This window comes from Williamsia sp. (genome assembly GCF_016462415.1).
Taxonomy (GTDB): Bacteria; Actinomycetota; Actinomycetes; order Mycobacteriales; family Mycobacteriaceae; genus Williamsia_A.
Window position 1 is genome coordinate 55,255 of record NZ_JAEMTF010000003.1, and the last position, 22,481, is coordinate 77,735.

Sequence of the window (22,481 nt, forward strand, 5' to 3'; positions counted from 1 at the left end):
CCACCCAGTTCGGAGATTGAGACCCGGCCATCCGGTATGAAGTGGCGGCAGCGATGAGACCGCGTTGTAAAGGATATGCGCGGACCAAACCTTCGCAAGCCCGTCACGGGAGGTAGTCTTCGCGATTATGGGGGTTGAAATATCTAGCGTCGGCACAACCGCGGTCTTGGTGGCTCAGATGAGAGCGCTTGAGTCCGCTCGGACGGACCGCTTGTTCACGGATGAACTCGCCCACGAGCTGGTCACGGCTGCCGCCATGGGTATAGAGAACGTCACCCTGGAACAGGTTGAGGGACAACGGGTTTACGTTTCAGTGTCGGTCCGTACTCACTACCTCGATGCATGGTGCAGCCAGCTACTCAGCCCCAACGCCATCCGGCAGGTCGTGATACTCGGCGCCGGCCTCGACACGCGCGCGATCCGTCTCAACTGGCTTGACGACGGTCTGTCGGTCTTCGAGATCGACCGCTCCGACGTCACGGAGCTGAAAGCGCAGGTGCTCGGAATCGATCCCGACGCTCGGTGGCGCGGTCTCGCGACTGATCTGGCAACAGAATCTTGGTCGGCAGAACTTCACGGTGCCGGGTTCGACCCGACTGCCCCGACGTTGTTCATCGCCGAGGGGTTGTTCATGTACCTGGATGACGTCGTCAGTACAGACATCATCGCCCAAATCGAGAAGCTGAGCGCTCCCGGCAGCCACCTGCTCGGTGTTCACTTCGGGCGCGGCGCGCTGATCGACGCTGAGACGCAGGCGATGTCAGCTGCGATCGGCAAGAACGGGTACGGCTTCGAGTCCGTAATCGACACGACGCCGGATAAGTGGCTCGGCGACTCCTGGGACGTCCTGAGCGCAACTTCGATAGCGCAATACGCTCCGACCGTCGGGCGCAAGATCCCGTACGACGAAGACGCAATCGGAGCAGAGGTGACGTGGATGTTCGCAGCCTCGCTCAGTGCTGCGAAATCTCAAACATCATCCGATGGGTCACCACGGGCGTAGCCGAGGCCCTCCAGCACTGAGCAAGATTCACGGGAACTCTGATGTCATCAAAGTGGTTTCGGTGCTGCGCGCTTCGTGACCGCAGCCAACTGTCACTGAGTGCGGTCAGCAGCCGATACCGCTGCACCCGATCTACCAGCCTGATGACCTGGGGAACCATCAGCGCCGCGACCAGCAGCACCGTGACCAGCGTCGTCAAACTGACGGCGATCAACGAACTCCCCTCGACATAGCTACTTGGAAAAACGTTCGGCGCCATGTGAACAACGAAGACCCGCAGAACGATGTGGATCGAAAACAGGATCGCTGTTACTGACGCGAGCCCGATCAGCACCATCATCGCTCGAATCGCACCAACAAATTCTGACGAGGCGCGTCCGATGAGCGCGATCGCCGCCACGCCGACCACCGCAATTGCGAGAGCGACGTACGCCCAGAAAATGGACTGCGAGAGGCTCGAGTCGAAGGCGTCAGGGAGGTAGCTGATCGGCCGGTTTCGCAAGTTGCTAGTCGCAAATGCCCCGAACAGCACGCCCCCCGTCATAGCCGCAAACCAGTGTGGCACTCGGGGATTGAATCCGTATCCGACGACCCAGGCAGTCGCCGGCACGCAGTACCCGAGTGCAAGGGTGGTGCTGGTGATCGTCAGGAAGTATGGAACGTTGTACCACCGCCCAGAGCCGTCGACTTCTTGGCTCAAGCCGTCGAAGAAATTCTCGATCACTGGGAGGTGAAGAAATCGTGCACACACAAACAGCACCAGCGCGATGCCGATCCAGTGGCCCCCCGACGTGGGCGAGGACCCCGGTCCTGACCGCGACAGCAATTTCACGCCGACCGCCAGAAGGACAAGGGCTCCGCACGTAGTCATCATGTCAAGCCAAAACATCAGAACATGCTCACAGCGACACAGTAGTAGCCAAATGTCCGCGCGATCCGATCAATCATCAAGGCGCCTCGGTCGTGACCTCTGCTCGCAGAAATCCGGGCCCGCTTCTCGTCAACTCTGGCCAGGACGATCGTTGCGAACCACTCCGCTTCTTGTTCTGCCCGTTCATAATCCGTCAACGGTGACAGATCCGATGGGGCATGCGAGCCCGCCTTACACGCAAATGACCCCAGGTGTGATTCCACGATCGCCGGTGGCAGGGCACCGAGCCATCCAACCCAACGCTCGGGAGTGACGCGACGAGGGTGCCCCAGCAGAAGGTGACCCATTTCGTGCGCGATGACGTACCGGCGTTCGTCGGCCGACAGGTCGGCTACGAGGACAATCTCGTCGTAACCCTCGAGCGGCCATAGTTGTCCGGTTACGCCCTCGCCAAAGGTTGAATCATCGCGCGCCGTGACAACACGGATCGGGCGAGTGCGTCGCAACGACTCGTCTACGACGAAGGAATCCGCAGTCCACATCGGACCAGGCGCGACTTCTCGAACCAGCGCCTCCGCAACGGCCATCGGCGTGGCGTTCGTTACTCGCCCCTCGCCTGTGCGCTCACGTGTTGAGCGCGGGACGAACCTCATGAGGCGAGGAGCGAAAGCCGTCCCGACGAGAACAGATAGGCACGATAGTCGCGAAGCTCAACTACTGACATCAGGGCAAACACCGGCAACCCATTTCCACCACGTGCATGCGGCATCCCCATGTTCCGAATGGACAAGAGAATCTCTGCCTGGACCAGAGGCAGCAGGTAAGCCTCGGGATCATCTGACAACATCGACGTGTCGTCGTGCCACTGACACGCGTCCGCGTAGGCCCGCCGCTCACGTGCGCTAGGTATCGACGCCCCATCGAGATGCGATTGCACCACTTCGGATTTGACCTCGAAACCTAACCCGCGAAGGCGCTCGGCAATCGCACCCGGATAGTCATCCGAGATCCCAGGGGCGAGTGCGATCATGATTCGAAGGCGCGAACTCAGCGATTCAGATCTGCCGGCGGCGTCGAGTTGATCCATAGACGTCATCTGCAGACCCTAGTGCGTCGCCACGCTGATAGCGCGCATCTTCCGGTCGAACCGATTCGAAAATCGCCCATCTGTGTCTTCTGCAATTCCGATTAGCCAACGGCGATATCTCTGGTCATCGCGTTGTTGCACTGTCGCATCATCGAACGGCACTTCATCTAGCAGGTACGGCCCGAACGCCGTTTGCAGGAATCCGGGAACGGTCCGACCCGGCCCCCCGAAACGTTCCAGCACCTCAGTCGCATGGGCGGCGCTGAGCTTGTGCGCGAACCGAATCAGTGCGGTCGCGACGTCAGCATCTACCGCGGCGCTGGGCGTCAGTCTCTGGATGAGGGCCAAGCCTTCGCGCAGCACATCAGCGGGAACCTCAACATAATTAAAGTCAAGCGCATCAGGCGGCGTCACGGACTGACTCGCACGCCCGACGTCGTCACTTGCGATCACGGATTCAGAGTCTGACGACGAGCCGAGCGGTCCTGACGGTACCGGGGGCCGGAGGTCAAGACAGCCTGCAGCAGAACCGCGCTGCCACTGTAAGGCCGTGTCTAAGCGCTCCAGAGTGCTCGGTCGAGGGAACGCGGTCGACGCGGTCGGGCTCTCGATTCGCGCCATGGTCGAATCCGATGGGCCGCCTGCTCGGCGTAGAGCATCCCTGGTGAGACCAAGAGTCCGTCGCCGCTCAACGACCGCATCAGCGAGGAATGCCAGCTGCGGCGGTATCTGATCGGGCACGGGCCTGAGTTTATCGCCCCGAGCCACGCGTCTTGAGTCACCGAAGCTTGTGGGTCCTCTAACCGTCATAAAACCATCATAATCGTTCGTGACGCCTCTTTCACCTGCATATGACCTTCGCCAGTCTTCGTCCTTGCACTTGTGATGTCTCTGTGACGTGTTAGCGTTCCCGTGAAGGTCTTACGACGTCCACTGAGAAGTCGGCGACTGCTCGGCGCACGAGCTACGAGCTACGAGCTACGCGACCGGGTTACCCAATGAACCCTTGAGAGGAATCACTGTGTTGCAGAGCACCCGCTCACAAAAGGTGAAGTTGCCGCTAGTCGGATTTGCCATCACGCATGACACGCACTTCACACAGAAGCTGTTGGTGGCGAGCGTTGTCGCCGCTCTCGGGCTTGGATTGGCCGGTGCGGGAACGGCTGCTGGCGCTCCCGAAGACGACCAGGGCGGTGTCACCTCACCGTCCGTCTCGGGCGGAGACCAAGCCGGTGTGACGGGCGCACCCGACACCGGGCCCGGCGCGATTCCCGATCCCCCGCGAGAGGCCCCGTACCGGCCCATTCCGATTGACGACGGGCCGGTCTACAGCGGCCCCACCTACACCGACCCCGGCTACAACACCGAACCGGCCATCAACCAGTCGCCGGCACCGCGGGCGACGACCCAGCCCACCCCGTCTCCCAAGATTCGTCCCGGTGGACCGGTTCGGCCGATCCTTCCCCCGAAGGGGTACTTGCGGGTCGGCCGGTTCATCACCAAGGACACCGGTCCGCTGTCGCACGCGCAGGTCAACTCGATCAACCGGTACGCGGCCTATGGCGAGGCCAAGATCGCGCAGTCGCTGATCGCGGTTGGTGTGTCACCGCGTGAGGCGGACCGGCAGGCTGCGTCCACGATCATCGGTGTCGTCGTCGGCGGCGGTGTCGGCGCGGCCACACTGGGTATCCCGCTGGCCGTTGTCGGTGGCCTGGGTGGTGCGGCGATCGGTGCCGGTATCGGCGCGTTGGTTCCGCCCACACCGTTCAACGCCGGTCCAGGTGCGCTGATCGGCGCAGGGTCCGGTGCCGTAGTGCTCGGACTCGGGGGCGCCGCGGCTGGTGCCGGTATCGGCGGGACCATCGGCGGTGTCATTGGCTACATACTCGGTGCCGGTGACCCCAGGGCCCATCCGACGCTGCCGGGTCACGACCCGGCTCGGCCGCCGGCGCCGCTGCGTAAGGCTGCGCCATTGCTCAACCCTGGTGCGAACCGATATCAGCTGACGGTCGGTGATGAGGCGGGCCTCCCCGGGAGAGGCAAGGTCAGCTACGTCGTTGAAACCAACGGCGCGGTCGATCTCACGGCCACGATCGGTGGTCGTGACTTCCACGTCGGGTTGACAAAGGCCCAGGCCGAGGCCCCATTGAAGGCCCTCGGCGGAGCTGAGGCGCAGGCCCGTCATGCGATCGACGACGCCACGAAACGAATAAGTGACGCGGCGAATTCGCTTGCCGGGGTCCACGTGGAGTTCCCGCAGTTCGTCGCACCCCGTCACGCTGTGAACCCCCGCCATTCTGCGGCGCATCGGTAGGGGCTGATCACTCATGGCTTATGGCTCCACCGACAATGGTCGCCGCCCCGCGCGACGACGAGCCACTCCTGCTGGCGAGGCGTTGCCTCGGCGGCGGGTGGCAGTCGTTGGGGCCGTACCAGGTTCGGCTCCTCAGCGGCCAGCTGCACCGCCGAGGGAGGTACTCAGACCAGTCACCGTGACTCCTGTTGTGCCCCCGCTGCTGTCACCGTCTGCTGAGCCTGTCGAGATGTCCACCGCACCGATAGCGGCTCCCGCTGCGAGTCGTGCGCAGGGGGCGTCACGGCGGCGCAATAGACGCGCACTATCGGTATCGCTGGGCAGCCTGCTGGTCCTCGTCGTGATCGGGATCATCGCTTCAGCGGGGCTGATCTCGCCGATGCTCGGTTCTCGGTCCGTCAATACCGCGATCGCCATTCCATCTGCTGACACCTCTGCCTCGATCGCGGCGAGTCCTATCACTTCCCCCGCCACCGCTCCGGCGGTCGCACCGTCTGCGCTGGTGCCAGGATGTCCGACGCTGGCCGATGGCCCGGTGTCCTCCGGGAACGATGCCGGCGGTCCGCGCGGCGGGGTCGAGGTCATCAAAGCGTTTCAGTTCGCCTATTACGTCACCCGCTCCGCGGCCGCGGCACAGGCGTTTCAAGCACCGTCCGCCCGAAGGACCACGGTCACCAAGCTCCAGGGCTTCATCAACGCCGTCCCCGTCGGCACCACTCACTGCGTGGCGATCACCGATCGCGGCGCGGGGCTGTGGGCGGTCACCGTCAACGAGATGGTCCCCGGTCAGCCCCCGAACCTCTTCTACCAACTCGCCAAGACCGCGGATGTGGGCGATAAGACCGTCATCACATCGGTGGCCAAAGACCCAATCGAAGGGAAGTGACCATGCCGATCCGGTCCGAAAAGAGCTGCGCTGGTGGCCAGCTGGGCCCGACCACCAATCTATTCCCAACGGATCACGTGCTGAACAGATAGCTCAGCCGTGATGCGCCCAGGCGGGGGCGCTCACACACGTCAATCAGCGCACCACAGCGCGGGTTGACTCGTCGGCCACCAGATGAGGATGCCACCGCCTTGGCGTCGTCTCTGGTGGCCGCCGTCTTTCCCCCCAACTCAACACCACTGTCCTGGAGGAAAACCCGATGAATCTACCGCCCACCCTGCGGCTGCGAGCACCCCGTCGCCGCGTACGCCTGGGGCTGACCGCTGTGAGTGTGTCGGCCGCGATCATCACCGCCGGGGCCGTGGTGCCGCAGACGGCGAGCGCAGCGTCATCGTGCCCACTGCTTCACGTGTTCGCGTTGCAGGGCACCACCGAGTCATCGACGACCACGAACTCTAAGGTCGACTCCGGGATGCTCTCGCAGGTCCTGATTCCCGTCGACAACGCGCTGCGATCGAACAAGACGCTCATTGATCGCGACTACGTTCCGTATCCGGCCAGCTTCGGTGGACGCGCCGGTGACAAGTCGACCGACACCTACACCCAGAGTGTCGAGACCGGAATCGCCAACACCAACAAGCTGATCAGCTCAGTGCACTCCAGCTGCCCGTCGACACGGGTGGCGATCATGGGCTATTCCCAGGGTGCGCACGTCGCGCACAACGTCATCGCCAACATCGGGGCCGGCAAGGGCCCTATCCCCGCCGACATGTTCGCCGCCGGTGCGCTGTTTTCCGACCCCGTGCGCCAGCAAGGCGCATCACTGTTCCCAGGTGCCCCCAATCAGATCAGCCCGGCCGCTGTCCCGGGCACCACCGGTGCAGCGGTGACCAAAGTAGCCGCCGACGCCCAGGTGCCCTCCACCGGAGGCGGTATCGCCCCGGTCCAGCCCGGGGAGACCGACACCCAGGGCTTCGGTGGAGTGTCGGGTCGTGTCACCAGCTTCTGCCAGACCGGCGACCTGGCGTGCTCGGCGAGTGACTCCCCTGTCGTCAAGCTCGCCACCAACATCTCCGGGCAGCTCCACCTCGACCAGCAAGACCCCCAGCAGACGCTGATCGACGTGGCGTTGGCGTTGGGCGGTACCGCGATCCGTTCCACAGCAACGATTGTCAACGACGACGTCCAGACCGGCGATGGCACCACCGCCGGATTGCAGTACACCCCGCAGAAGACGTTGCTTTCCCGCGTCGCCGATGGCAGCGACCCGCAGGGCAGCGCCGATGTCGTCGGGGCGATGGTCAAGGTCGGGACGATCGCTTTCAACACCGGCGTCGCGATCGCGAAGAAGATCATCACCCCGGGCAATATCGCCGAGCTGGCAACTGTCGGTCTGGCCAATCCTGCTGCCGCGCTGATCCTTTTTGGTCAGAAGCTCGGCTCGGCAGCGCTGGAGATGTTGCCGCCGATCGGGGTCGACCAAATCCAGAGCATTTTCTTCAACGAGATCAGCCAGGACATCACCGACAACAAGTCCCTGGTGAACATGGCCACCGACGTCAGGTACTGGAACACCGTGCGCCTGCACGGCTCCTACGCCTCGACCCCGGTCACCCCGACCGGCAAGGCCCCGACCGGCTTCGTCGCGCAGTGGCTCGAATCAGCCGTCAAGGACCTCGCCGACAATACCTCATTGGGCGGATCGACAGATTCACCGTCGACGACCGACACCACGACGACGACGACCAGCTCTACTGCCCTGCCAGCCAGCAGTCCCGATCTCGCGCCTGCGTCGATCGGAAATGGAGCCGACGACCCGCGAACCACCTCGACGCCGGTCACCACAACAACGACCACCTCAGGGCAGTAGGGAGCGACACCATGAGTGAACCGACAGACGATTACATGCAGTGGCTGCGTAGCGGCGATCCGGCACCGCAGGCAACCGCCTCCAGCGAGGTCGACGACGCTGCCGACGAGACGCGGCCGATGCCGACCCTGCGCCCGGTCCATGGAATCCCAAGGGGCGCGTCAGACGTCCGGGGACCTGAGGTGGGTTTCGATCCGCAAGCCTGGTCGCATCCCGCTGAGCCGGTCCTGACGCGCCAGAACATGACCGCAGGCGCAGCCGGGTGGAACCGAGCGACTGTCCGCGCCACGCCCGCCTCGGGGTGGCGCAGAGCGCTCTACGTGACGACCGGGCACCTGATCAACCCGGGTGAGAACCCGCTTGACGTGCGTGGCCGTGAGCTCGATGCGCGGCTCCGTCAACCGGTCGAGGACCGCGACTACTCGATCGCGGTCCTGTCGATCAAGGGCGGATCGGCGAAGACGACCACCACGATCGCCCTGGGTAATGCGTTCGCCGAGGTCCGTGGGCGACGGTGTGATCGCCGTTGACGTCAACCCCGACTGCGGCAACCTCGCCGACCGGATCACCCGCCGCACCGATTCCTCGATACGCGATCTGCTCGCCGACACGCAGGTACTGGGTCGCCGCGACATCTGCCGGCACACCAACGAGTCCCCGGCCCGCCTCGAGGTACTCGCATCCCCGCTCGATCCCGCGGTCAGCGAATCGTTCAGTGCCGCCGACTACGGCCGCGTCTATCAGATCCTGCGCGAGCACTACGCAGTGATCCTGTCTGACAACGGCACTGGCGTGAAGCACGACGCACTCAATGCGGTGCTGGCGTCGGCCTCGACGGTGGTGGTGCCGATGGCAGCGAAGGTCGACTCCGCGGACGCGGCGACCAAGACGCTGGACTGGCTCTACAACTCGCCGCTGATCGATCCCGACACCGGGGAGCGCGTGACCGACCATTCCGGCCGCGACATCTTCCCCTACCGCCATCTGGTGTCCGCCGCGGTCGTCGTGGTGTCCCACCAGCGGCCCGGTCGCCCGGAAATCGATATGGCCTCGTGCCGAGAGTATTTCGCCAACCGTGTCCGCGCGGTCGTCGAGATCCCGTTCGATCCGCACCTGTCCGAGGGTGCGCTGGTCGACCCGGCGCGGTTGGCGAAGAAGACCCGCGAGGCGTGGCGGGTGCTGGCCGGAGTCATCGCTGACGACTTCGGCCGGCCTTCCGGCCGCACCGCCGCGCAGGCCCGCCAGCGCTGAGCCCCGCGAGCTCCGACCACACCGCCAGTAGCCACACCACCCACGAGGGGAACCCATGAACACCACGAAGAAAGCCGGTCTGGCTCTCGTCGCGGCTGTCATGGCTGTGGTGATGCTGCTGGTGGTGTGGCTGGTCCAGGTCGACTCCGACAGCCAGACCACCGGCCAGACCGGGTTGTCGTCGGCGAAGCTCAAGCCCGGAACGGTACCGCCGGAGTTCGAGGCCGCGATCACCGCCGCGGGCTCGGTGTGCCCGGAGGTACCGGCACCGTTCATCGCCGCCCAGCTCGAGCAGGAATCGGGGTTCAACCCCAGAGCGGTGTCCCCGGCCGGTGCGCAGGGCATCGCCCAGTTCATGCCCGGAACCGCTGCAGCGTATGGACTGAGCGATCCGTTCGATCCGATTGCCTCGATTGCTGCGCAAGGCCGCTACGACTGCACGATCGCAAAGAACATGAAGGCCAAGATCGCCTCCGGTGCGGTCAAAGGCGACGTCCTCGACGTCATCAGCTGGTCTTACAACGCCGGCGAGGGTGCGGTGGTGCAGTACGGCGGCGAGCCCCCCTACGCCGAGACCATCGCCTATGCGAAGTCCATCAAGTCGAAGATGGCCAGATACACCCAGCCCGGGTCGACCTTCGGTGGTCCGGGCGTGGGCAAGGGCGGCAAGTACACCTACCGGCCCGGTGTCGACGAGGGCCAGCAGACCGTCGCGGCGTTGATGCAGTACCTCGGCATCACCTACGCCTGGGGCGGCGGCGATTTCAACGGCCCGACCAAAGGCATCCACGACGGCGGCGTGGCCGATGCACACGGTGACTACAACAAGGTCGGCTTCGACTGCTCAGGCGCGACGCAGTACGCACTCTTTCAGGGAACCAACGGACGAGTCCGATTGGGCCGCAACACACATGCCCAGAGCGGCGATGGGCGAGCTGTACCCATGAGCGACCTAAAGGCGGGTGACCTCATCTTGATGAACGGTGACGAACACGTGGGCCTGGCCCGCGGCGACGGAACAATGATCGAAGCCCCCGAATCCGGGGACGTCCTCAAAGTATCGAAGGTCCGCGACGGCCACGGGGTGCAAGTCCTGTGAATACCCGGATCCGCGCCTCCGCGATCGCGATTGCGATCCTGGGGGCAGCGTTACTCGCGCTCACCGGATGCGGCATCGGCGAGGACACCGTGCCACCGGCCTCGACGTCACGCTCCTGCTCTGATCCATTGTCGAACACCGCCTTCGGCACCGCAAACACCTGCGATCAGACCCAGCTCATCACCACCGCGTTGACGGTGATGTTCTCCTGGGATCCGGCTACCGACACCAACCCGCACTCCGCATCGGCGCGTGCGCTGCCCCTGATGACCGGCGAGCTACACACCGCCACCGAACAAGGACCGCAAGGGCCCGGGTCGATCAACCCCGGCGCGGACTGGCTGGCCCAGCGCGACGCCGGGTGGGCGACCACCGCACAGGTCAGCGTCGCCCGCGAAGACGGCCACGTCATCTACCTGGTGCACCAGATACTCACGGCGTCCCCCGGGAAAAAGCCCACCCCAGGTCCCGCCGGCCGCTCCGGTCGCACCGTCAACGACTTCTCAGTAACAGCGTTGACCACCCGCGTCTCCTCCGGCGGATTCCGTCTCTCTCAAATCCAGGTCAGGTGAGCGACATGGCCTATCCATCCCGCAACAGCGACTACGACCACACCACCGGTGACGACCGGGACTGCCACTCCGGGGTCGACGACGGCGGGTCGCCGTCGAGTCGCGCGGTGCCCGGTGCCCGGATGCCACCGCCCAACCGGTGCGCCCAGGTCTGGGAAGGCCCGGTCGGGCGCGGTGAGTTCTCCGCCGAACAACCCTTGCTATGGCTGCTCGGTGCCCACGGCGGTGCCGGGGTCAGCGTCCTGACGGCCTCGATCGCCCCGGCCGGGGACTGCGACCGGACCTGGCCCGATGCCGCACCCGAGACCGGTGATTCACCGCTGGTAGTCATCGTCGCGCGCACCCATTTATCGGGTCTTCGACGCGCCTATGACCTGATTTCGCAGTACCACGCGGGCGGAACCGGGGCCTATGGCCAACTTCTCGGAGTCATCACCGTCGCCGATTCCGATCGCCCCCTGCGGCCCGAGGTCCGCACCGAGCTCGCCGTGCTCGAGGCGGCTGCTCCCGCGCACTGGCACGTCGGGTGGATCGAACCGTGGCGATCGATGACCCCCGACCAGCTGCCGTCACTGGCACCCGGACAACCGCTGCCCGAGGACAAGAGGGACCGCCGCGACTTCTCGATCACACCGCCCGAACCGATCCGCGACCTGCAAGCCAACCTGCTGGCCGCGGCCCGCACAGCCATCACCACCCGGTAACTCCACTTGGACACCAACCAGTTCACCCGACGATAGAAGGAAACGGCAATGATCTCAACGGTTCTCGCCTCGACGGCCACCGTCCTGGCCGACATCGGTCCCAGCAGCCCGCAGACCCCGACCGGCGGCGACAAGTGGCAGTCGCTACTCAACATGGGGTTGTGGGCCGCAGTCGCGGTGCTCGCGCTGATCGGCGTGTTCGCTGGCGTCAAGTTCGCCGCCTCGTACGTCTCCGGTGAGTCCACCCGCGAACGCATGATGATCCTTGGCGGCGTCTGCGTCGGAGCGGTGTTCACCGGTACCGCTGTAGCACTGGTCAACTCACTGGCCCTGGGCTGAGCGGGTCGACAATGTTCCTCCTTGCTGCCGACGACACCGAAGTCCGCGCCCGCACCGACCAGCTGTTCGGCCAGGCTCTGTGGCTGATCATCGGATTCACCGCGTTGGCCGGGGTATTCGCCGGCGTTCGCTACGCCAAGGCCTACCTCGACGGCGACGGCCACGACAAGGCCAGCGCCCATCTGATCTGGATCTGTGTGGCGTGCCTGCTCATCTCGACCGGCGGCGCGACCGCCAATTTCATCATCGTCCAATCTTGACGTTCGAAAGGCCCTGTCATGTCTGCACGCACCCTGCTCAACACGCTCGCCGCGGCAATCGCCATCACCGCGGTCCTCGCCGGGTGTAGCGGCACCGACACCGGTTCGGGCTCCCCGTCCTCGGCCCCAGCCGAACCGGGCCGCGCCCCCACCCAGGTCCACTGGTCGGACTTCTCTGGCGTGCAGGTGCCGACCTCAAGGGTCGATGGACCCAACGAGACCAGCGTCGGCGGGGTGCCGAGCGGATACAGCCACACACCCCAGGGCGCGATCCTGACCATCGAACAGGCTCAGGCGCGGCTGAGTCTGACCCCGGACGGTGCCTGGCCGCAGGTTCTCAACGCTGTCACCGCTCCCGGCCCCGGTCGTGATGCGTTCGCCTCGACCCGGGTCTTCGCCTCGATCACCTCCGGCTCGAAGGCCACCAAGGCACAGCAGTACGTGGGCTACACGTTCACCACCTATACCCCCGAGCGTGCTGACGCGGTTGTCGTCACCCGCGACGCGACGGGTGTCTCGACCGCCACACCGACCACCGCGATCTGGCGCGGCGATGACTGGAAGTTGCTACTGCCCGACCCGGCGAGCAATCCCCCTGCACCGCAGATGGTTCAAGACGGCGTCGCCCGCGACGTCGTTGCGTTCGCCGCCCCCGGCAACTGACCCATCCGACGACTTCGACGAAGGAGCGCAGCCATGAAACTGGGCGGCAAGAAGACGACCACCCCCGACGACGAGGGGGGCGGCTACCGGATCCCCGACCTCCCAGAATCGCTCGACGCCGACGAACGCAGCTGGATGATGCGCTCACCGATCACGTTGTGGCTCTCGGTGATTGTGTTGCTCGCCGCAGTTGTCGGGGCGGTGGTCGTCGTTGCGTTCGGCGGGTCGAACGACTCGGCGAAGAGCTTCGCTCCTGAGGTGTCTGCGCCCCCGCCGGCCTCGACGACGGTCTCACCGAGCGGGTCCTCCCCCGCAGGCGAGTTCGGTGCCCCGAGCATCGACTACAACAACCGGCGCGTCGACGTCCCGATCAACGTCTACGGCCAGCCACTCGAGCAGTCGTCGCGCTCATCGTCCAGCGCGTTCGATGCCGCTTTACCGCTGCCCGTCCCGACCGGGATGAAGTGGGAGTACTTCTTCGGTCTCGCTCTGCCGTACTCGACCTCGGACGGTCCGACTATCCTGGACGGGCCGCTGGTGTCGGGGTTCGCCCACACCCCGCAGGGTGCAGCTCTGGCCGGCTATCAGATCTTCGGCCGTCAACTCCAAGGCAGCCAGGACGCACGCCGTGCTGTCGCCCAGGGACAGACCCTGGCGGGCGATGATGCCGCGCACAAGCGCTACATCGATGAGGCGATCACTCCGGGGGCCCCGGCAGTCAAACCGCGGTTGCTGCTGCGCCCTGACGCGTTTCGGGTCATCAGCTACGCCCCCGATTTCGCGGTCACCCAGTACGCCGTCCCGATCGGGTTCGGCGGTCAGGACGCCGTCACGTCGTGGGGGGTGGTTCAGGAGCAGCTCGTCTGGTCCGGCGGTAACTGGACCCTCAAAATCGGCGACCCTGATCCGCAACTCCCACAAACCAACTCACTTCTGGGGTGGACCACATGGTGACACCGTCACACACCCTGAAACTCGCGCTGATCGCGATGTGCGGGGCGGTATTCCTGCTGCTGTTCGGCGGCGCGGCCATTGCCGCCGCAGCCCCGGACACGTCACCCCCGGCCACCTCGCCGCCCTCCTCAGCGGTACCGCCCGGTGCTCCCGCGTCCCCAGCACAACCGGATGCGACAGCGACCCCGGGCACCGGGGCGACCGGTCAACAAGGTGGCGGCGATAGCTCGCTCTACGGTTACGCAAAGGAATGCAACACCGCCGGAGGCGTTCTGGGCGCGCTGGCCAAGGCAGTGATCCCCGGCGGCGAGAGCCTCGGCGGCGTCGCGAACCAGGCATGCCAGGCCACCAACGCCGCCACCCACCCCGGCGATGCGGCGAGTGCGTTGTGGGACTCCAGCGTCGGCAAGCTCGCGCAGGCCGCGATCAGCTCCTGGGGCGACGGGTTGACGCTGATGATGACGTGGTGGCTGCACATCCCGATCCCACAAGAGTTCGAGACCACTGCACCGAAGCAGCTCAACGACGCAACCTATTACATCCAGGTGTCGCTGCTCGCCCTGTCGATGGCGATCGCCGGTCTGCGATTGGCCTGGGCACGCGCGCACGCCCGCGCTGAGGTCGCCGAGGAAACAGCGAAGATGATCACCCGGGCAGCGTTCGCCGCCTGGTCATTTGGGCCGTTCCTTCTGCTGGGTCGCGCTCTGGGCGACGCTCTCGCCGACTACCTGATCAAGCAAGCCGGAAACACCGATGGCGGCACCCTCGGCGCGGTCAAGAACCTGCTCGTCGTCGGCCCCATCCCCGGTCTGGGGCCGTTCCTGATCATCATCATGGCGATATTCGGGATCATCGGCGCACTGGTCCAAGCGGTGTGCGTCGTCATGCAGATCCTGCTGCTGATGCCCGTCATCGGTTTCGCCCCCATCGTCGCGGCCGCATCAGGGACCAAAGCCGGGGCCCAGGCGTGGGAGAAGATCAAGGGCTGGGGCATCGCGTTCGTCCTGTACAAACCCGTCGCGGCGTCGATGATCGCCCTCGCGCTGTGGGCGGCGAACGGCTCGACCCCGATGGGACGCCTGCTCGGGATGATCATGCTCGCGTTCTCCGGGTTCGCACTGTTCGCTTTGATGCGCCTGGTCGTTCCCGCTGTCGCTGAAGTCGGTGGCAGCGGTGCGAGTGCGCTGGTTGCCGGTGGCCTCGCCGCCAGCGGCGCAGTGGGCGGGCAGGCAATCGCCGGAATGATGGGCGGCGGTAGCGGCGGCGGATCGGCCGACGGCGGACAGTCCTCGTCGGAGGCTCCGACCGGCAATTCCAGTGGCGGCAGTAGCGGCGGCATGGGCGAGATGGCGATGTCCGGTGCCGCCGCCGCAGCGACCGGCGGTGCCAGCGCAGCCGGTGGCGCATCCGGCGGGGCGTCCGGTGCGATTGGCGGCTCCGAGGCGATGGGCGGCAGCTCGTCGGGGGCCGGCGGCTCAGGCATGGCCGGTCAGCTCGGTGAACAGATCGGTGCCGCAGTCCAAGCAACCGGGTCAGCTGTCGACGACACCGCAGGCGGTGGCCCGCCCGGCAACGACGGCGGCGCACAGGGCGGGCGTGCCGAATGAACGTCACGGTCGCTGCCGTGTTCTACCGCGCCGCTCGGCGCAGGTCTGCTCAGACAGGAGATAGCCAATGACCACCACCGTCGTCATCCCCGATCGCCGCCAACGCCCCACCTACGGCGGCTGGATCTCGATGAAGTCGACGTTCGCGTTCGGTTTCACCAAACTCGCCGCCGCTGTCGCGGCGACCGCGGTCATCGCGATGTTCGTCGTGATGTTTGCCGTCGGTGCGATTCAGGGCCTGATCGTGCTCGTCGTGTCGTCGGTATTCGTTGCGCCGCTGGCTATTTCCATCAACGGCCGAACGATCTATGAGGAAGTGGTTTCGATGCGTCAATGGAGTCGACAGAAGTCCCGCGGGCAGAACATCTTGCGGGCAGGTCCGTTGTCGAACCAGCCCGGTGGTCGGTGCCGCCTCCCCGGGGTATCGGCGGCCACCGAGATGTGGTGGTCGAAGGACACGATGGGCAACGAGTTCGGGATGATCCGGATGCGCGCCACCTCGCAGTACACCGTCCTGTTGCGCTGCACACCCCAGGGTGACCGCAACATCGAGCAGGACACCATCGACGAGTGGGTCGGGTCGTGGGGCTATTTCCTCGCCGCACTAGGACAGTCATCTGACATCGACGGCTGCGTCGTGGTCGTCGAATCGCTACCCGATACCGGCGCGGCGGTGCGCACCGAGGTCGAAAGCCTTTGCAGCAACGGCAATGCCCCCGAGCTGGCGAAGCGAGTCATCCGCGAACACGTCCCCCAGGTCGACCACGGTGGCCAGCGAATCTCAGCACGGATGGCGCTGACGTTTCGTGCCCGCACCCCCGAACGCCGACGCGATCCGATGAAGATGGCCCTAGAGATCGGCACCCGACTCCCTGCGCTGTATCACCACATGGCGCGATGCGGTGTCGCGTGCGAGCCGATGCTCGACCAGGAAATTGCTGGCGTCACCCGTATCGCCTATGACCCCGAAGCCCAGGAAGACGTCGAAGCGTCAATGGCCGCCCGCGACAAGTCGATGGTGTGGGAGGACGCCGGTCCGATCGCAGTTGACGAGACGAAGAAGACGTATCACCACGACAGCGGTGTGTCGCGGTCCTGGGTGATGCGGGTACCGCCCGCCGGCACGATCAGCGAACGAGTCCTCAAGCCGCTGTTGGCCCCTCGCGGCGATATCCGGCGCAAGCGCGTGGCGATCATCTACCGCCCGCACACCGCCGCGGATGCCTCGCGAATCATCGACCGCGACTACAAATCGGCACTCGCCAAGGCATCGCAGTCGCGTGGCCCGGTGGCCCCGGCCGCGAAGATCGGCGTCGCAGCGACCGCGAAAGCCCGCGAGGAAGAAGCACAGGGCCATGGGTTGAGCCGATTCGCGATCATCGTCACCGTCACCGGCCTCGATGAGGACGAACTTGACCTGATGGTGCCCACAGCCACCGACCTCATGGCCCAAACACGCATGAAGATGCGCGTCGCTTTCCGCACGCAGGCAGCGACATTCGCCGCCGGTCTCGGTGTCGGAGTCCTCCTGCCCGATCACATCACCGCCCCGAAGGCTCTCGGCGGATAACCCGTAGACGGACTCAGTCCCCTATGGCACCCAAATGAAATCTCGCAGACAAGGACACCCACTCATGGCATGGACAGTGATATCGCGGACTGCCGCGGCGTTCGGTGATCGATTCGAGCAGCGCCTGACCGATCGGGCCCGCCGCCGCCGTGCGGTACGCGATCCTGAGCGTGACGCCCGGTTGCGCAAGATCGACGCCCGTAAGACCGCCGACGCCGCCGAACGCACCCGGTTGCGGGAGGAACGCCAGAAGCTGGCGTGGCACAAATACGAACCGGCCTGGCGCCACTCTCCGGTGGTCACCGCTCACGGTTTCGACGGTCGTGGTGGCGGAAAGATGGGAGTCGTCGACCAGATCCCCGAGTTCCGGGCGACCACCCCACAGCTGTGCGGCATCTGGCCGTGGGCGGTCGCTGGGGGCGTCCCGCAGGTCGGGACCCCGATCGGACGGCACCTCGATCACGCCCTCGACGTGATGTTCGACCCGATCTCCTGGGTGTACCGCACACCGCTGATGAACACACCGTCGCTGTTCCTGCTCGGATTGCCTTCGCTCGGCAAGTCGACTCTCGGTCGCAAGCTGTGCAACGGCGCGATCGCCCAGGGCCAGATCCCGCTCATACTGGCCGACCTCAAACCCGACTACGCGCTGCTCGTCGAAGCGATGGGCGGGCACGTGATCCGGATCGGCCACGGCCTGGGCCACTTCAACCCCCTCGCCGTGGGCGCGCTCGGCTCGATCATCCCGCTCCTCGACGAGTTCCCCGAGGAACAGCGTCGCGTCCGTGCCCAGGTGTTGTCTCGCCGATTCCGGTTGATGCAGGGGTTATTGGAGCTGGTCCGTCGCGGTCCGCTCGTGGAGCATGAGAACAACCTGCTGTCGAAGACATTGCGGATCCTCGAAGACGACCCACGATTCTCCCCCACCACCCCGCCACTGATTCAGGACCTGTTCGACACCATCCAGGCCGGCCCCCTCGACCTGCGCGGGCACGTGCTGGCGCGTACCACCGAGGAATACGAAGCGAAGACGGACCGGCTGCTGTCCACGCTGACTAGTTTGCTCGACGGCCCCCTTGGCGAGGTGTTCTCCCGGCAGACCTGCGAGCCTCTCGACCTGTCCGGCGACAACCCGCCGGTTGCTGTCTGCGTTGACGTCTCGGCGATCGACACCGCAGACAGCGCCCTGGAAGGCGCGGTACTCCTGGCGTGCTGGGAAGACGGATTCGGTGCCATCGAAGCCGCACACACCCTCGCTGACTGCGGGCTGCGCCCGCAGCGCCACTTCCTGGTGTTCCTCGACGAGCTGTGGCGCGTGCTCGGGGCCGGCCCCGGCATGGTCTCGCGTGTCGACAAGATGACCCGCCTGACCCGCACCCTGGGAACCGGGCTCGTCGAGATCACCCACACCGTCAAAGATTTAGAATCCCTCGAGGCAGAGTTCGACATCAAGAAGGCCAAGGGCTTCATCGAACGCGCAGGGGCAGTCATCGTCGGCGGACTGCCAAGGCAGGAAATGGTGAAGCTCTGCGACATCGTGCCGTTCACCAACCCCGAGATCGACATGGTGACGTCGTGGGCCACACCGGCTTCGTTCGACGCGCATAGCAAGAAGAAGCTCCCGCCACCTGGGCGAGGACGGTTCCTACTCAAGGTGGGCACCGACAACACCCCAGGCATTCCGTTCCAGACGTTCCTCACCGCGACCGAACGCGACCTTGGCTACCACGACACCAACAGCCGCTTTACCGGAGACACCAAGAACGTGACTCCTGTCGCCGACTCGACCACCAACGGAAACGGGGGTGGACGCCATGCAGTCTCCGCTTGATAGAGCAGAGGCAGGACATCAGCTCGTTACTCGCCTGGCTGCGCAATGAACTGCGACAGGGTGGTTCTGCTTCAGCGCATTTCGACACACCACCAGCGCTCCCAGGGCAGCGGTCAGGGCCAGACAGTGCACCGCAAGGTCGCCGAACTGCTCGCCCGGATCCTCGCGACATGCGGGGATGACGCGCCCCTGGCCCGCTCCGCGGTCAGCGACGGGGCATTCACCCATCCCGACAGCGCGGTCCGGCACGAGCTGGCTGCGGTGCTGCGGAAGCTGAATCTGCCCCAGCACGCCTCACTCGCCCGGGTAGGGCGTGCTGCAAACGACCTCCTCGGCGCCCACCTGGTCGACAACGACCTCATGTCCCGACAGGAGCATCCATGACCACTCCCGGAAAACCCAAGCAGCCCAAGAGCACTGCCGAAGTTGAGCTGTTGTTTGGTCTCCTTGTGATCGTCCTGGCGGTGTGCGGGGCGATTGACCTCGCATTGCAGCTGGGCACCGACCAGACGGTCCCGTGGTTCCCACCCGTCGCGGTCCTCCATCTGATCACCGGAGAACTTGCGTGGTCGACCGGAACGACGGTGGCCGCGGCGGTCATGTTCGCTCTAGCCCTCGCGGTCATTGTCGGTGTCGTGGTCCTTCTGGCGGGTCGCCGCCGCCGACGCAGCCGGGTCGACACCATTGCCTCCAAGCTTGGCCACGGCGATTCGGTGAGCTCGTTGACCGCGCGTGCCGCGACCGCCAAGGCCAAGAGCCTGTACGTCGTTTCCGACGCGGGTCCGGGCATTCTGCTCGGCCGAATGGTCCACGGCCGCGGTGAGCGGTTGTACGCCTCCTGGGAGGACACCCAGCTCGACATCTGGGGACCACGCACCGGCAAGTCCACCTCGCGGATCATCCCGGCGATCATGGACGCCCCCGGCGCGGTTATCGCGACGAGCAACAAACGCGACCTCGTCGACGCCACCCGAGATCCGCGCGCGCAACTCGGCTCCAAGCCGTGGGTGTTCGACCCGCAGGACATGGTTGGCGAAGTACCGACGTGGTGGTGGAACCCGCTGTCCTACGTCGTCGACGACGTCTCGGCGATCAAGCTCGCCGACCTGTTCGCCGCCGGATCTTCCGACCCGGGAGCGAAGACTGACGCGTTCTTCGACCCGGAGGGCAAAGACGTCCTTGCGGCTACTCTGCTCGCCGCCGCGCTGGACGGGCGCCCGGTCACCCAGGTCTACAGCTGGGTGACCACACCCAGCATGGAGGCGGCCGTCGTGTTGCGGCGCAACGGCTACGACCTGATGGGTGACGCGCTCGCCGCACACATTAGCTCCCCCGAAAAGCAAAAAGCGGGTGTCTTCGGCACCGCCAAGAAGACGGCCGGCTGCCTGCGACTTCGGGGCTTTCAGCCGTGGGTCACCCAGACCGGCGGACACCGACCGCACCTCGACGTCGAACAGTTCGTGCGCAACGGCGACACCCTGCACCTGCTGTCGAAGGAAGGGGCCGGAACCGGTGGACCGTTGGTCGCCGGTCTCACCGTGGCGATCATCGAAGAAGCCGAACGCCAAGGATCTCTCTCGCGCGGTGGACGCCTTGCCACACCACTGCTGGCCGCACTCGACGAGGCCGCGAACATCGTGCGCTGGCCACAACTTCCGAACCTTTACAGCCACTACGGGTCGCGCGGAATCATGCTGATGACCATGCTCCAGTCCTGGTCACAGGGCGTGGAGTGCTGGGGCGAAGCGGGCATGAAGAAGCTGTGGTCAGCGGCGAACGTGAAGGTTTACGGCGGCGGCGTGTCCGAATTGGAGTTCCTGCGCAGCATGTCCGAGCTGGTCGGCGACTACGACTACATCGGCTCGTCGACGTCGTCGGGATCAGGCAACGGCAGCAGCGGCTCAGTCAGCCGTCAGGCCGCATCCGGGCGGATCCTCACCGCGGCCCACCTCAACGAGTGGCCCCGCGGCCGCGCGCTGGTGTTCTCCTCCGGCAACCGGGCAACGGTGATCAAACCCGAGCCGTGGATGGCGGGCCCCCACGCGAGGGCAATCGAAACGTCGATCAAGGCAAACGATCCCACCGCCGACACAACCCTGGGCGACCTGCGCCACGGCCTGACCGCCGTTCCCCTCCAATCAGCAGTCGACACAACGAAAACGAGAGCGTCATGACCGAGCCCACCAATGCGATCGCAGGACTACTCGCCGGCGCTGCCGGGGCAGCGTTCATCAACGATCAGGCCCAACACGTCCTGGTCGAACAAGTCCGCAAACGTCTCGCGACCGAGATCACCGGAATGGTCGAAGCCGCGTTCTCCGAACACATCGACGCCGAAACTAACTTCCAGCTTCAACAAGCAGCGAGCGACATGGTCCTCGATCAACTCGCCTCAGCCACCCTCGACCCGATGCAACCCGGTGACGATACCGACACCGTCGAGGACGTCCCCGAGCTCGTCTATCCCGACCTCGGTACGTTCGTACACGACAAGATCGCCTACAGCTATCGCCGCGAGGTCACCGAAGGCATCGACCGGCGCTGGTGCCCGGAGTGGTGGCGACACGAGGAGGCCAACTCCCGCCTCGAGGCGCTGTGGCGGGCGTGGGAACACCTGCGCCTGGACCCGGCCACCGGGATGAGTGTGTGGTGGCGCGATCACGCCGATCACCACATGGAAAAGCTGTTCGATCCCGAAGGCCCGTTCAAGGCGTGCTCGGTACGCGAGGGGCACGCGGTTCCCGACTCGATCAGCTTTGTCCCCGCCCTGCCGATGGCCGATGAACCCTCGCCACTGTTCACCATCGACACGAGCGGGACCGGCGACATCGACGATGAGTTGGCGACGATGCGATGACTGTCACCGTCTACTCCACCCCGAACTGCGTGCAGTGCAAGGCGACCTATCGCGCGCTGGACAAGCTCGAAATCCCTCACGTGTCGGTCGATCTAGCGACCGATGACGTCGCGAGGACGCGGCTCCGCGACGAGTTGGGCTACACCCAGGCTCCGGTCGTCGTGGCCGGCGACGAGCACTGGTGCGGATACCGGCCCGACCGGATCAAAGGCGTTACCGCTGAGGTCCGCCAGGTCGACACACCGGCGCCTGATCCGCCGACACCGTCGCGGGAGGGGGTTCGGATCATCGGTGGACTCGAGATCCCTGAGTACACCCAACCCGACCTGTCCGCAGTCGAAGCTTGGATGGCCATCAGCCTCGACGCGGCGCGATCGGCGGGTCAAGTGCCCGAGCTGGGCAGCCCGCAGTGGGTGGAGATGTCGAACAACGACCCCCGCAAGCTCGGAGCGGTGATGGCCGCCGCCGCGAGCGAGGTCCGCGCCCGCCACGCACTGCCCACGCGGGTGCGCACCGAACTCGACAGCCTCAACGCCGACTACCGCGAGGCGATCGGGCAAGCCAATGACGCCGTGGCCGCAGAACTACGTGGCCGCCCTACCGGCCCAAGCTTCGCCGAGCTGCAACGCCGCCGATACGGCGATCGGGCCAGCGAAGTGACCGCGATTCAGCGCGTCGCCAACGACTTCCCCACCAATTCACGGCCCCAGTCGACTCCGGCCGCAGCGGCGCATTTCCGCCGC

General features: G+C 65.5%; 24 protein-coding genes and 1 pseudogene. 20 read left to right on the forward strand and 5 right to left on the reverse strand.

All coding sequences use genetic code 11. The features are described 5' to 3' along the window. Positions 1–127: 127 nt before the first annotated feature. A complete protein-coding gene (locus JHC79_RS01415; RefSeq protein WP_296388085.1) occupies positions 128–1,003 on the forward strand; it encodes an SAM-dependent methyltransferase in 876 nt (291 codons plus the stop codon). Here the strand turns inward: JHC79_RS01415 and JHC79_RS01420 are convergent. From JHC79_RS01420 to JHC79_RS01435, 4 genes are all read right to left on the reverse strand, one after another. Continuing rightward, the gene (locus JHC79_RS01420) at positions 954–1,835 is read right to left on the reverse strand and encodes a hypothetical protein (protein WP_296388086.1); all 882 of its coding nucleotides are present in this window, start codon (positions 1,833–1,835) and stop codon (positions 954–956) included. The genes JHC79_RS01415 and JHC79_RS01420 overlap by 50 nt on opposite strands. 56 nt (positions 1,836–1,891) lie before the next feature. Further along, entirely contained in the window at positions 1,892–2,461 is a 570-nt protein-coding gene (locus tag JHC79_RS01425; protein ID WP_296388087.1) for an ImmA/IrrE family metallo-endopeptidase, read from the reverse strand. 62 nt (positions 2,462–2,523) lie between these two features. Further along, positions 2,524–2,970: a hypothetical protein gene (locus tag JHC79_RS01430; protein WP_296388088.1), complete on the reverse strand. Its 447-nt coding sequence runs from the start codon at positions 2,968–2,970 to the stop codon at positions 2,524–2,526. Positions 2,971–2,979: 9 nt separating this feature from the next. Next, entirely contained in the window at positions 2,980–3,414 is a 435-nt protein-coding gene (locus JHC79_RS01435; protein WP_296388089.1) for a hypothetical protein, read from the reverse strand. 781 nt (positions 3,415–4,195) lie between these two features. Here JHC79_RS01435 and JHC79_RS01440 point away from each other — a divergent pair. From JHC79_RS01440 to JHC79_RS01505, 14 genes are all read left to right on the forward strand, one after another. After that, the gene (locus JHC79_RS01440; protein WP_296388090.1) at positions 4,196–5,275 is read left to right on the forward strand and encodes a hypothetical protein; all 1,080 of its coding nucleotides are present in this window, start codon (positions 4,196–4,198) and stop codon (positions 5,273–5,275) included. 229 nt (positions 5,276–5,504) lie between these two features. After that, a complete protein-coding gene (locus tag JHC79_RS01445; protein ID WP_296388091.1) occupies positions 5,505–6,161 on the forward strand; it encodes a hypothetical protein in 657 nt (218 codons plus the stop codon). 259 nt (positions 6,162–6,420) lie between these two features. Then, positions 6,421–8,031, forward strand: a complete 1,611-nt coding sequence (locus JHC79_RS01450; protein WP_296388092.1) for a cutinase family protein — start codon at positions 6,421–6,423, stop codon at positions 8,029–8,031. Positions 8,032–8,042: 11 nt separating this feature from the next. Then, positions 8,043–8,561, forward strand: a complete 519-nt coding sequence (locus JHC79_RS01455; RefSeq protein ID WP_296388093.1) for a hypothetical protein — start codon at positions 8,043–8,045, stop codon at positions 8,559–8,561. Beyond that, positions 8,548–9,282, forward strand: a complete 735-nt coding sequence (locus tag JHC79_RS01460; protein WP_296388094.1) for a hypothetical protein — start codon at positions 8,548–8,550, stop codon at positions 9,280–9,282. Before JHC79_RS01455 ends, JHC79_RS01460 begins: the two co-directional genes overlap by 14 nt. Before the next feature lie 55 nt (positions 9,283–9,337). Beyond that, positions 9,338–10,381, forward strand: a complete 1,044-nt coding sequence (locus tag JHC79_RS01465; RefSeq protein ID WP_296388095.1) for a transglycosylase SLT domain-containing protein — start codon at positions 9,338–9,340, stop codon at positions 10,379–10,381. Then, positions 10,378–10,953 carry a hypothetical protein gene (locus tag JHC79_RS01470; RefSeq protein WP_296388096.1) on the forward strand — a complete coding sequence of 192 codons (576 nt, stop codon included), beginning with the start codon at positions 10,378–10,380 and terminating at the stop codon, positions 10,951–10,953. Before JHC79_RS01465 ends, JHC79_RS01470 begins: the two co-directional genes overlap by 4 nt. A gap of 5 nt (positions 10,954–10,958) precedes the next feature. Next, positions 10,959–11,657: a hypothetical protein gene (locus JHC79_RS01475; RefSeq protein WP_296388097.1), complete on the forward strand. Its 699-nt coding sequence runs from the start codon at positions 10,959–10,961 to the stop codon at positions 11,655–11,657. A gap of 48 nt (positions 11,658–11,705) precedes the next feature. After that, the gene (locus tag JHC79_RS01480; protein ID WP_296388098.1) at positions 11,706–11,996 is read left to right on the forward strand and encodes a hypothetical protein; all 291 of its coding nucleotides are present in this window, start codon (positions 11,706–11,708) and stop codon (positions 11,994–11,996) included. A gap of 11 nt (positions 11,997–12,007) precedes the next feature. Then, positions 12,008–12,256 carry a hypothetical protein gene (locus tag JHC79_RS01485; RefSeq protein WP_296388099.1) on the forward strand — a complete coding sequence of 83 codons (249 nt, stop codon included), beginning with the start codon at positions 12,008–12,010 and terminating at the stop codon, positions 12,254–12,256. An 18-nt stretch (positions 12,257–12,274) separates the two neighbouring features. Continuing rightward, a complete protein-coding gene (locus JHC79_RS01490; protein WP_296388100.1) occupies positions 12,275–12,919 on the forward strand; it encodes a hypothetical protein in 645 nt (214 codons plus the stop codon). Positions 12,920–12,952: 33 nt separating this feature from the next. After that, entirely contained in the window at positions 12,953–13,873 is a 921-nt protein-coding gene (locus JHC79_RS01495; protein ID WP_296388101.1) for a hypothetical protein, read from the forward strand. Next, positions 13,867–15,480 (forward strand): hypothetical protein, encoded by a 1,614-nt coding sequence (locus JHC79_RS01500; RefSeq protein WP_296388102.1) that lies wholly within the window; start codon positions 13,867–13,869, stop codon positions 15,478–15,480. The genes JHC79_RS01495 and JHC79_RS01500 overlap by 7 nt, the downstream gene beginning before the upstream one ends. Before the next feature lie 67 nt (positions 15,481–15,547). After that, positions 15,548–17,050 carry an SCO6880 family protein gene (locus tag JHC79_RS01505; protein ID WP_366782108.1) on the forward strand — a complete coding sequence of 501 codons (1,503 nt, stop codon included), beginning with the start codon at positions 15,548–15,550 and terminating at the stop codon, positions 17,048–17,050. Positions 17,051–17,063: 13 nt separating this feature from the next. Here JHC79_RS01505 and JHC79_RS01510 read toward each other — a convergent pair whose 3' ends face one another. Next, on the reverse strand, positions 17,064–17,513 hold the full coding sequence (locus tag JHC79_RS01510) for a hypothetical protein (RefSeq protein ID WP_296388104.1): 450 nt from the start codon (positions 17,511–17,513) through the stop codon (positions 17,064–17,066). Between the two features lie 12 nt (positions 17,514–17,525). On the opposite strand from JHC79_RS01510, the gene JHC79_RS01515 reads away from it, so the two are divergent. The 5 genes and pseudogenes from JHC79_RS01515 to JHC79_RS01535 form a co-directional block, all read left to right on the forward strand. Further along, positions 17,526–18,881, forward strand: a complete 1,356-nt coding sequence (locus JHC79_RS01515; RefSeq protein ID WP_296388105.1) for an ATP/GTP-binding protein — start codon at positions 17,526–17,528, stop codon at positions 18,879–18,881. A gap of 60 nt (positions 18,882–18,941) precedes the next feature. Beyond that, on the forward strand, positions 18,942–19,265 hold the full coding sequence (locus JHC79_RS01520) for a hypothetical protein (protein ID WP_296388106.1): 324 nt from the start codon (positions 18,942–18,944) through the stop codon (positions 19,263–19,265). A 419-nt stretch (positions 19,266–19,684) separates the two neighbouring features. Further along, positions 19,685–21,055: a type IV secretory system conjugative DNA transfer family protein gene (locus tag JHC79_RS01525; RefSeq protein WP_296388133.1), complete on the forward strand. Its 1,371-nt coding sequence runs from the start codon at positions 19,685–19,687 to the stop codon at positions 21,053–21,055. After that, a complete protein-coding gene (locus JHC79_RS01530) occupies positions 21,052–21,738 on the forward strand; it encodes a DUF4913 domain-containing protein (RefSeq protein WP_296388107.1) in 687 nt (228 codons plus the stop codon). The genes JHC79_RS01525 and JHC79_RS01530 overlap by 4 nt, the downstream gene beginning before the upstream one ends. Beyond that, positions 21,735–21,959 (forward strand): annotated as a pseudogene (locus tag JHC79_RS01535) (glutaredoxin domain-containing protein); the annotation flags it as partial. The gene JHC79_RS01530 and the pseudogene JHC79_RS01535, both read left to right, overlap by 4 nt. Positions 21,960–22,481: the final 522 nt, after the last annotated feature.